The sequence below is a fragment of the Treponema zioleckii genome, assembly GCF_014737315.1.
GTDB lineage: Bacteria > Spirochaetota > Spirochaetia > Treponematales > Treponemataceae > Treponema_D > Treponema_D zioleckii.
The window spans coordinates 23,937-34,910 of sequence record NZ_JPUF01000003.1 but is presented as its reverse complement, the minus strand read 5'-3'; the positions used below and the strand labels follow the sequence as shown (position 1 = coordinate 34,910).

The 10,974-nt window shown below is 42.0% G+C and carries 7 protein-coding genes; all 7 read right to left on the bottom strand.

Translation table 11 applies throughout. The annotated features are described in order from the left end of the window. Window positions 1–13: 13 nt before the first annotated feature. The 7 genes from JI65_RS01605 to uvrA all read right to left on the bottom strand — a co-directional run bounded on the left by JI65_RS01605 (window position 14) and on the right by uvrA (window position 10,810). The gene (locus JI65_RS01605) at window positions 14–847 is read right to left on the bottom strand and encodes a hemolysin family protein (protein WP_191013630.1); all 834 of its coding nucleotides are present in this window, start codon (window positions 845–847) and stop codon (window positions 14–16) included. A 12-nt stretch (window positions 848–859) separates the two neighbouring features. Beyond that, window positions 860–1,339: an rRNA maturation RNase YbeY gene (gene ybeY / locus JI65_RS01600; protein WP_191013629.1), complete on the bottom strand. Its 480-nt coding sequence runs from the start codon at window positions 1,337–1,339 to the stop codon at window positions 860–862. Continuing rightward, on the bottom strand, window positions 1,332–3,377 hold the full coding sequence (locus JI65_RS01595; protein ID WP_191013628.1) for an HDIG domain-containing metalloprotein: 2,046 nt from the start codon (window positions 3,375–3,377) through the stop codon (window positions 1,332–1,334). Before JI65_RS01595 ends, ybeY begins: the two co-directional genes overlap by 8 nt. Next, window positions 3,352–4,308, bottom strand: coding sequence for a PhoH family protein (locus JI65_RS01590; RefSeq protein WP_242457126.1), 957 nt, complete (start codon window positions 4,306–4,308; stop codon window positions 3,352–3,354). Before JI65_RS01590 ends, JI65_RS01595 begins: the two co-directional genes overlap by 26 nt. Window positions 4,309–4,520: 212 nt before the next feature. Next, window positions 4,521–6,056 carry a hypothetical protein gene (locus JI65_RS01585; RefSeq protein WP_191013626.1) on the bottom strand — a complete coding sequence of 512 codons (1,536 nt, stop codon included), beginning with the start codon at window positions 6,054–6,056 and terminating at the stop codon, window positions 4,521–4,523. After that, a complete protein-coding gene (locus JI65_RS01580) occupies window positions 6,053–7,843 on the bottom strand; it encodes an LPS-assembly protein LptD (protein ID WP_191013625.1) in 1,791 nt (596 codons plus the stop codon). Before JI65_RS01580 ends, JI65_RS01585 begins: the two co-directional genes overlap by 4 nt. A 6-nt stretch (window positions 7,844–7,849) precedes the next feature. Next, window positions 7,850–10,810 carry an excinuclease ABC subunit UvrA gene (gene uvrA / locus JI65_RS01575; RefSeq protein ID WP_191013624.1) on the bottom strand — a complete coding sequence of 987 codons (2,961 nt, stop codon included), beginning with the start codon at window positions 10,808–10,810 and terminating at the stop codon, window positions 7,850–7,852. Between the last annotated feature and the right edge of the window lie 164 nt (window positions 10,811–10,974).

Genomic DNA, 10,974 nt, shown 5'->3' with positions numbered 1-10,974 from the left:
ATCCGTCCTTTTTCTACTCTTTATCTTCGGCAGAATTTAAATCGGTCTTTTTAATAACTTTTATTAAATTGACTCTATGACCTTCCATATCCTGAACAATGAACTCGTAATTTTCATACTCAATTTTCTCGTACTTTACAGGAATACGTCCGACCAAATCTAAAACAAAACCACCAAGAGTATCAAAATCCTCTGTTGGGAATTTTGAACCAATAGTTTCGTTCAAGTCGTCAAGATTCACGCGGGCATCACAAAGCCAAATGTTTTCGCCCAAGGAAACGATATCCTCGCGCTCATTATCAAATTCGTCCTGAATATCGCCGACAATTTCTTCTATAATATCTTCCATACAGACGATACCAGAAATTCCGCCGTATTCATCGATCGCAATCGCAATATGAATATGACGACGCTTAAATTCGCGAAGAAGCCCGTCGATTTTTTTTGATTCAGGAATGAAATACGCTTTTCTGATAATTTTTTCAAGAGAAACACTTTCCTTTCGAGAAAATGCCTTAATAATATCCTTAACGTAAAGAACGCCAACAACGTTATCTATAGACTCGCTGTAAACCGGAAAACGCGAATGTCCGCTTTCCGAAATTTTTTCGAGAAGCTCATTCAGCGGTGTGTCGATCGAAATAAAATCCACGTCAATTCTCGGAATCATAACCTCTTTTACGGAAGTTTCAGAAAGATCCTCGATTCCTTTTATCATGTCTTTTTTTTCTTCAATAAGAATTTCTTCCTGAGCCCGGTCTAAATCTGTTTTTATTTTTTCCGACTTAGCCGGGCTACTAGAGTTTACGTCCTCATCTTTCTTTTTTCCGAATTTAAAAAGTCCCATAAAAATTTCCATCTATATTAATTTCACTTCGGAAAAGGATTTCAGCACCTCTTCCTGTAATTTTAACATTTCATCCGTAGGCATGATTCCAGGCTCAACGTGCGACTCTCCATGATCCATGCCATTCAAATGCAGCGTCCCGTGAATCAGAAGGCGTTTTAACTCCTCGTTCTCCGAAACATTAAAATATTCCGCATTTTTGGGAAGAGTTTCAAGACTCAAAAGCATGTCACCGGCAATTAACCAAGAATTTCCATCCTCGTCTTCGTAAGAATCTCCATTTTCATACTCTAGGATATCTGTAGGCGCATCTATTCCGCGGTCATTCTTATTGTATTCCTGAATAAACTCGTCGTTGCAGAAGAAAATAGAAATTTCTTCACCGTCATAACCAAGTTTTTCGAGAACTTTATTTTCAAAATCTTCGATTTTAGAAAGCCACTCAGGCTCCTGCAAACCGTCCTGCAAAGAAATCAAAACACGATTACTCATTTTTATCATCCTCCTCTCGAACAGTCGTATCATCAGGCGAAACGGAATCATCACCTTCCACGTCTTTCTGATCGACAATCAGAATTCCCGAAGTTTTCTTTTTTTCATCGTCGTCATCAGATTCATCTTTTTCAGGAACAATTTCTGCACTTTCAGAAAGTTGATTTTTTGAATCTTCAGAAATTTCATCTTTTTTTTCAACTTCAGACGATTCAGATTCTGCTTTTTCTTTTTTTTCAGAGTTATCTTCTGCAGCTTCGATTCTTTTTGTTTCTTCCGCCTTAGAATCTTTTGAATCAGCGTCAGGATCCTTTTGATTTGGATACTTAACACGCGTGTGATAATGGCCGACCAAAATTTGAAGGAACGCATTTTTTATGAGCGTAAGTTCGCCAAAAGTCAAATGACAGTTGTCGAGCTGATGGCCTTCAATTTTTCCAGCAATGAGTTTTGCAATAAATTTCTCAATGTTTTCTGGCGTCGGATTGTCGAGGGAACGGCAAGCAGCCTCAACCGTATCTGCAAGCATTACGACAGCACTTTCTTTCGTTACAGGAGGGCGCCCAGGATACGTAAAATCCTCAAGCGAAACCGACGAAGTGTCTCCGCCATGAGTTTTTGCAGCAATTTGAAGAGCCTTATTATAGAAGAAAGCTATCACGCTGTTTCCATGATGCTCGCCGATTATATCAACAACTTGTTTTGGCAAACGCAACTGTTTTGCCTTTTCAAGACTGCTCTGAACGTGGCGCTTAATTATAAGCGCAGAAAGTTCAGGCGAAATATCATCATGTGGATTATGTCCGCTCTGACTATTTTCTGTAAAATATTCCGGCTGCTCCATTTTTCCCACATCATGATAGTAAGCACCGACACGGGCAAGAAGCGGATTTGCGCCAATCGCCTTACAAGCATTTTCTGCGAGGGTTCCAACCATCATCGAATGGCTGTAAGTACCACCGGCAACAACAAGCATTTTTCGAAGAACAGCTGCATTTTGGTCACTCAAATCCATGAGACGGAAAACCGAAGCAGTGTTCATAATGTATTCAAGCGGAGTAAGAAGCCCCAAAACCAGAATTCCCGAAATGAATCCGTTAAACGCAATTCCAGGGAAAACGAACGGTGCATCTTTCATGTCGCCATTAAAAATCACTTTTAAAACGAGTTCAAAAACACAGGCAAGAAGCGCCTGAATCAGCCCCGCAAATACCAAATCAATTCTTTTTTCGATTGAACGAACAATTCTTGAAGCCGAAACGCCAGTAGCAATCGTAAAAATCATCGGGACAATGTGGAAGTCGGCGGCACCGAGAACGCCAAGCCCCATAACCGCCGAGAAAAGATAAGCTGAATGCTGACCAAAAAGAATTGACACAAGGAACGCACTGAATGCTGACGGAATCACTACAGAAAGAGCAAACGGGCTCTGAAAGAACGTCGCCTTGTCTGCAAAAGCAGCCACAAAGAACACAAAAACAAAAAGGACAGTTTCAAGAATCGCTTCTTTCACAAGAAGTTTGCGACCAAGAATTATCGGATTAAAAATCACAATCCACAAGGCAGACAAAAGAAGGAGGTAAAGAAGCCGGTTGCAGAAAACACGATAGTCAACAATTACAGGAGAATCTGAGATTTTTTTGATTTTTAAAATCGCATTTTCCGTAATTTCGGTACCGACTTTTTGGATTACCTCGCCTTCCTCAATATCAATCGGATAAGCGGCATCGGCAGGCATTGAACGCGGAGCCACAATATCCTTGTCGCCGAGATAAATTCGACCAACTTCCATTTTTTTGTCGTTGTACGAAAAGAAAATCTCCGTGGTATTCGCATCAAAATAAACGATTCCCGCAACAACCGTAAAAGTAAGGATATATAATAGAATAAATCCCCAATTTTTTAAGGCGACGCGCAAAACTTTTTTTATAAAGTTGTCCGTTTTGACATCTTTTGAGTCTTTGTCAAAATTATGCACATCTGAATGTGCCAAAAGCTGTTTTTCAAACAAACTATTCATCTGCTCTGTCATTTTCATACGCCTGCACGATTTTTCTTACGAGTCTCGATCGCACAACATCAGAGCCGTCAAGCTCCACAATGCTGATTTCAGGAATTCCACGCAAAATTCTCAGTGCATGAACCAATCCTGAACGAAATTTCTTCGGAAGATCAATCTGCGTAACATCTCCGGTTATAAAAACTTTTGCATTCTCACCCATACGGGTAAGGAACATTTTCATCTGTTCAGTTGTTGTATTCTGAGCCTCATCGAGGATAACGGCACAATTATTAAGAGTGCGTCCCCGCATATACGCAAGCGGCGCAATCTCTATAATTCCGTTCTCAGTCAATTTATGCATAATATCACGAGGAAGGCATGAATTCATAGAGTCATAAAGAGGTCTTAAATAAGGATTGATTTTATCTTGCAAATCACCGGGCAAATACCCAAGACTCTCCCCCGCCTCCACAATCGGTCGCGTAAGGATTATAGAATTCACTTTTTTTGAAAGAACAAGACTCAACGCCTCCGCCACGGCAAGAAAAGTTTTTCCGCTTCCTGCAGGTCCAACAGCAAACACCAAGTCATTTTTCCGCATTGCCTTTACAAGCTCAGCCTGATTACGCGTTTTAGGATAAATTTTGTGAGTTCCGCCAGGAATCGCAATCGCATATTTTCCGGCACTAAAATTCTGGCGAGTCTGCTCACCAGTAACAAGCACAGATTGTATCAAATCGACAGAACTCTCACCGCACTCAGAAATTTCATCAGAAATTCTGTCAATTATGAATTTAAACTGCTCGCACAAACGAGGATCTTCCGAATTTATGGAAAGCTCGTTCCCATAAGAAAAAACAGGCACCCCCAAATGTGATTCAATAAGTTTTAAATTCGAGTCGTTGGTTCCGCAAATACGAGAAAGGATATCTGAATCTTGAAGTACAATTTTATATTCGTTACACACTTTTTTTATCCTAAGATTTCCCCAAAACATCAAAAATATTAAAGACGTTTTTAGGTATTATTTTATTGTAATAGAGAATCATATATTTTTCAAATAGAATACAGATTTTCTTCTACATTCCTCCAAACAGTCTCTAATTAAAATAGCAAACACGGCGGTACCAATTTATGAAACGCCACAGTGAACGACCGCAAGATTTTTTACCACAAACTCTACGGGTTCAGCTGCCATTCGCCGTATTTATCTACAATCTCGGTCTTCATGCTCGAAAGTGGCCGCCAGGAAACACTAATCGTAAAATACGGACTAAAATCGTAATAAGCTTTTTTTGAAGTTGTTGCCGCAACATAACGCGGCGAAACGCTGAATTCGCAATTAAAATCCCAGTCATCCAAATCGTGCGTTACGTCAATTTTTAAGCTCTTCATCTTGAACGCAGAATTCTTTCGTTTGTTCTCGTCATCAAATCTGAACGAATCAATCAAATCCTGAATGATATTTCGCTCACCGTTTCCGCTATAATAATAATTATAATCATCTTCAGGGCAGAAATATCGATAGATACAACTGTTCCTAGATTCCGCGCTGAACGTCAAGTCCAAGAAACTGTTGATTTTAAAAGTGATTCCCGGCTTAAAGACAAAATAACTGCTTGTCGGGCGCAAAAAATCATAGACAACGCTCGTTGAAAGTGTAGGTGCAAAAGAAATTCTGTCGTTCCAATACTTAAAAGTCTTCGAAGGCTTTGTGTAAGCCAAACTCAAAGAATACGGCTGGAATTTTTTGTCATCAGAACTGTTGGACTTCCAGCCCTGCCCGCTTTCAAAAGAATATCCTGCAACGTAACTTGAAGTGTAGGCAAGTTGCGCGCCATATCCCGAAAGAGACAGCTTGAACGATTCGGGTTCATCTTCCTCAAAATCATAAACGTAGGCTTGAGTGAATTTTAAATTGCTCGAAAAAAGATTTATCGCAAGGGACTGGCTCAAATCCTGCTTAACCCAAGTTGAATCATCCGAGCTTTTCTGCTTGATTCCAGAAGCCGCCGTAAACGTTACGTAAGGAAAGCCCAGCGTGAGCGTGCCGTAGTAAGCGTCAACCTGAGGTGGCAAAGTTGAAGTGAGCACAAATGACTGCGAAAAATCTCCTTCCGTTGCCGCAAGCGTTGCACTCAGGGTGTGAGTCGTAACACAATCATCGTCCCAAAGCTCCATCGTAAGATATTCCCACTCAGGCTCCTCCGGGTCAGTGCCAACGTACTCGGTGCGAATCATTTTTACGGTTGAATTCCATGCAATCGACGTGCCCGAAAAATGTTCGGTGTAATTGAACGGCTTAAAAGTAAGCGTGTTCACGTCGGTAAGGTCAAGCTTTCGTGCATTAAAGTCTGCGTTCTTTATCGATTTTATAGAAGACTCGCTGTATCCGCCGTTATCGCTGTCGTCGTTCAAATATGGGTGAGTCTGATAAACAGGGTTAAAAGTGAACGCGTCTGTGAGCGAAATAAATCCGTCACGGTAGCCAAGCGTACTCGTAAGGACTGCAGGAGATTTTACCTGAATGTAAGTTGACTGCATGTTTTTCCATTCAAAATCCTCCGGAGTATTAAGATTTGAAGACGCATACGAAATCTGCGATGTAAAATCAGGAGTAACAGAGTAACCAAGCGTGTACGTAAGCCCGCCAATCGATTTTACGCTGCCGGCCGATGTTGTGATTAAAGGAAGCGCACTTTCACCAAAAATCACATTCTCATCTTTTTCAGTTTTTTTCTCATCTTTTTTTTCAGAATCAGACTCATTTTTTGTCTCATCAGAATCTTTTTTTCGGCCTCTGCCTTTTTCTTTTCCTCTTCCTCACGTTTTTTTTGAATTTCTTCTTCCGTCATAAGTTCTTCGGGCACATTGAGCGTCAAACTCTGAGAAGAAGATTTTGATGAGGAAGTTGACTTTGCTGGAATCTGAATCAAAGTTCCGGCAATTTTACCTGTCGTTTTAAAAGGCGTTACAAGCGACGGATAGTAAAATTTTCGTTCCGGAGTGTATGCTTCCCACTCTGAAGAATATCGTTCGTCGGAAGAAAGTTTTGTATTCGCCTTTGACGAATAAACAACAGAAGAGCTAAAACTCGAAACCGCAAGGCTAGAAATCCACGGATTGATTACATCCGGCAATTTGAATGAATATGAACCGTTCACGTTCCAAGTAAAAGATGAAGTTTCTGTCACGCTGTCATCGTCATCGTCGGTATCGGTTCCGCTCATTGCGTAATCAATCCAGTCCATAGTTTCGGCACGGTTATTAAAATCGTAGTCAAAATACGGATCTGAATACACAGGCAGGCTCACCGTCATAGAAAAAGGCTTTGCAATCGTAAATGCAAGATTTGCCTGATATCTGAACGGCGCCGTAAACGACATAAAATTCGACTTGTCAGCTTGAATCTCGCCGTTTTCATCATAAGGAAGATAGACAGAGCTCTTCTTAAAAACCGTGTTGCTAAACCCAATTTTTAAATTTGACTTAAAACTCGTCATGTAAGAACCCGGAGAAAGAACTGTATCGTAACCGAACATTGTACCAAGATTTGAATAATAATCGGCAAGCACCTTAAAATAATTCGTTGTGTCGCCAGTAAAATCCTCATTCAAATTATGAAGAACAAGACCCTCGCGAACCTGCTCTTTCATCGCACCTGTATTCATAAAACTAAAAAAGTTGATTTTGTCATCATCGTCCGACGAAGACGAAGAAGAACTGCCCAAAGCGGAGGTACTTACGGCATCTTTAGGTTTTCTTCCATAGAGATATGTCGTCGTGTTTATAAAATATCCCTCACGATATTTGTAACCAAACGTAGGATTAAAAATAAGTTCGTCCTTCGGATAATAAAACGCAGGCAGCCACAAAAGCGGGATTCGGCCAACGTAAAGAACCGCGTTCAAAAAAGAAAACTCGCCGCCCGGCAAAAGCCAGATTCTCGAAGCCTTAATTCGCCAGTGCGGATTTTCGTCATCGCAAAAAGTAAGTTCGCCAGATTTAAAAGCAATCGTTCCGTCGGAGTCGCGGCCAAAAATATTCGACGCAACAATCAAAGTCGAGCCGCTCGGAAGATTAATCGCGTCGCTAGAAGTCTGCACGGCACGGCCGTTGTCAAAAACGCCCTCAAGCGTTGATGTATTAAAAAGCAGGCTGTTTGCCGTAACGCTCTCTCCACCGCTCGATTTTCCGGAAGACTGATTCAAAGAAACATTTCCTTCGGCATAAAGCATTTCGGTGGCACGGTTGTAATTTACCCTGTCCGCCTCAATCACGGTCGTTTTTGAGCCTTTTGTAACAGAAACTTTTACCTGCCCTTCAAGAACAATCAAATCCTCGTCGGTCTCTTTGTTTTTTTTGTATTCCGACTTTTGCGCGTTCTCAATTTTGATTACGGTTGAATTTTCTTCATCCGACGCAAAAGCAAAATTCGGCAAACCAAACGAAAAACAAACGAGGAGAAAAACAAACTGAACTTTTTTTATCAGATTCATCATTTAGTTTTATTCAGACTTAGAACGTGCTTTTTCCCGCGCAAGCTGCTCTGCAACAAATTTTCCGGTGTACGAGCCGGTTTTCTCCCAACGGGAAGCAACTTCTTCAGGAGTGCCAGTGTCAACAATCTGTCCGCCCCTAAATCCGCCGTCAGGTCCTAAATCAATTATGTAATCAGCCTGACAAATCACGTCAAGGTTGTGTTCAATCATCACAACGGAATTTCCTTTGTCAACGAGCCGCTGAATTACTTCCATTAAAACTTTTACGTCCGCAAAATGAAGTCCCGTAGTCGGCTCATCGAGAATGTAAAGTGTTTTTCCGGTTGAAGGTCGTGCAAGTTCCGTAGCAAGCTTAACTCGCTGAGCCTCACCGCCCGAAAGGGTTAGCGCGCTCTGACCGAGCTGAATGTAGCCAAGTCCAACGGATTTTAGAGTCTCAAGTTTTCTTGAAATATGCGGAATTGAACTAAAGAAGTCCGCAGCCTCTTCAATTGTCATCTCAAGAACATCGCTAATGTTCTTTCCTTTGTAACGAACATCAAGAGTCTCCTGATTGAATCTTTTTCCGTGGCAAACGTCGCACTGAATAAAAACATCCGGCAAAAAGTTCATCTCGATTGTAATCGTTCCAGCCCCTTGGCAGTTCTCACAGCGTCCGCCTTTTACGTTAAAACTGAACCGCCCGCCTTTGTAGCCCTTTGCCTTTGACTCCGGAAGACTTGCAAAAAGTTCTCGGATTGAGTCAAAAACGCCAACATAAGTGACTGGATTTGAACGAGGAGTTCGTCCGATTGGTGACTGATCAATATTTATGACTTTATCAAGAGCCTCAATTCCTTCAATAGAATCGTACTCGCCGGCAGGATAATCAGTCTTCATAAGTTTATTTGACACAACAGGATAGAACACGTCACTCAAAAGAGTTGACTTTCCGCTGCCGCTAACGCCAGTAATGCAAGTGAACGTTCCGAGCGGAATGTCCACACTCACGTTTTTAAGATTGTGCTCACGAACGCCCTTTATCGAAATGAACGAACCATTTCCTTTACGACGCTCAGACGGAATTTCCATGCGGATTTTTCCCGCCAAAAACTGGCCGGTAATGCTGTCTTCAACCTGCATAACTTGCTCAGGCGTTCCAGAAGCCATAATTCTTCCGCCGTGAACGCCGGCCCCAGGACCAATATCAACAATCCAGTCCGCGGTGAGCATTGTCTGCTCATCGTGTTCAACAACAATCACGCTGTTTCCGAGATTTCTAAGATAAGTGAGAGTGTCAATGAGCCTTTGGTTATCACGCTGATGAAGACCAATCGACGGTTCATCCAAAATGTACATTACGCCCGTAAGACCTGAGCCAATCTGCGTCGCAAGACGAATTCTCTGCGCCTCACCGCCAGAAAGAGTTCCCGCCGAGCGTTCAAGGGTCAAATAATCAAGACCGACATTTTTCAAAAAGTTCAGACGAGAGTTAATTTCTTTTAAAACTTGGTGCGCAATCGACTTTTCGGTTTCAGTAAACGAAAGCGAATCAAAAAATTCAATTGATTCAGAAACACTGAGCGAACAAAGCGAAATGATATTTTTGTCACCGATTGTTACGCCCAAAGCCTCCGGCCTTAGCCTTTTTCCGTGGCAGCTAGAACACTCGCTCACCGACATGAATTTTTCTTCCATGCGCACTCGCTGAGCTTCGCCCCAGGCCTCTGCATGCCGTCTTTTCATATCGGAAAGCACGCCAGCCCACGGACGTTTGTATTCAGAATAACCTTCACCGCTCTGTTTTTTGTAAATCCACTGCATGATTTTTGTTTCGTCACCGTTCATCAAAAAGTCACGTTGTTCTTTCGAAAGGTCTTTTATTGGCGTATCAAGCGAAAATCCGCCAGTTTCGGCAACCGCGCTGAACAAAGAATGATTCCATTCGCTTTCAGGATTATAAAACGGAAACGCGCCTTGATTAAAACTCAAGGAATCGTCAGGAAGGATTTTCTTTAAATCCCATTCCATTTTCTCGCCAATTCCCGTGCATTCCGGGCATGCGCCAAAGGGATTGTTGAACGAAAAAAGTCGTGGCTGAAGTTCAGGAATAGAAATTCCGCAGTCTGGGCAGGCATTGTGCTGACTAAAAAACACTTCTTCTTCTATAAAGTCCTTATCGCCCTCAACTTTTCCGCCCCTCGAAAGAATCTCATGCACAACGCTTTCGTAAGCTTCATCTTCTTTATAAACTCGGCGCAAAACGATTATTATTCCGTTTGCCGTCTGCAAAGCGGTCTCAACGCTCTCTGCAAGGCGTTTTCTGCTGTCGGATTTTAATGCGATTCGATCAACAACAATTTCAATGGTGTGCTTTTTCTGCTTGTCAAGTTTTATAGAATCATCAAGTTCAACCATAAGCCCATCGATTCTCGCCCTGGCAAAACCTGATTTTTTTGCGTCATCAATGATTTTTGTGTGCTCACCTTTTTTTCCGCGAATCACCGGAGCCAAAACTGAGATTCTAGTTCCCTCGCGCCAGCCCATAATCGTGTCTATAATCTGGTCGTCGGTTTGTTCTTTGATTTCACGACCGCATTTTGGACAGTGAGCGTGCCCTACCCGCGCAAAAAGAAGTCTGTAATAATCATAAATTTCTGTAACGGTTCCAACAGTCGAACGAGGATTTCTGTGAGTCGTTTTTTGTTCAATAGAAATAGCCGGCGAAAGCCCCTCAATCAAATCTACATCGGGCTTGTCCATGCTGCCCAAAAATTGACGCGCATACGAAGAAAGACTTTCCATATACCTTCGCTGGCCTTCCGCAAAAAGCGTGTCAAACGCAAGCGAAGATTTTCCAGAACCAGAAAGTCCAGAAATCACAACAAGTTTGTTGCGCGGAATCTCAACATCAACATTCTTAAGATTATGCTCGCGGGCACCACGAATCGAAATTTTCTCGCCCTTCACAAGATTAATATTTTTCACGAGTAGATAATATCAAATTTTCCGAAAGTTTTTCTATAATCGCACACGAAAAATTTCCAGAGAGCAAAAGAATGGAACTGAAAATCTCTGCGCGAGCATAAGGGCACCCGAAAGCAAACTAACCAAAGCGTGAGCTTTCTTTAGAAAACTCACGGGAAACGCAC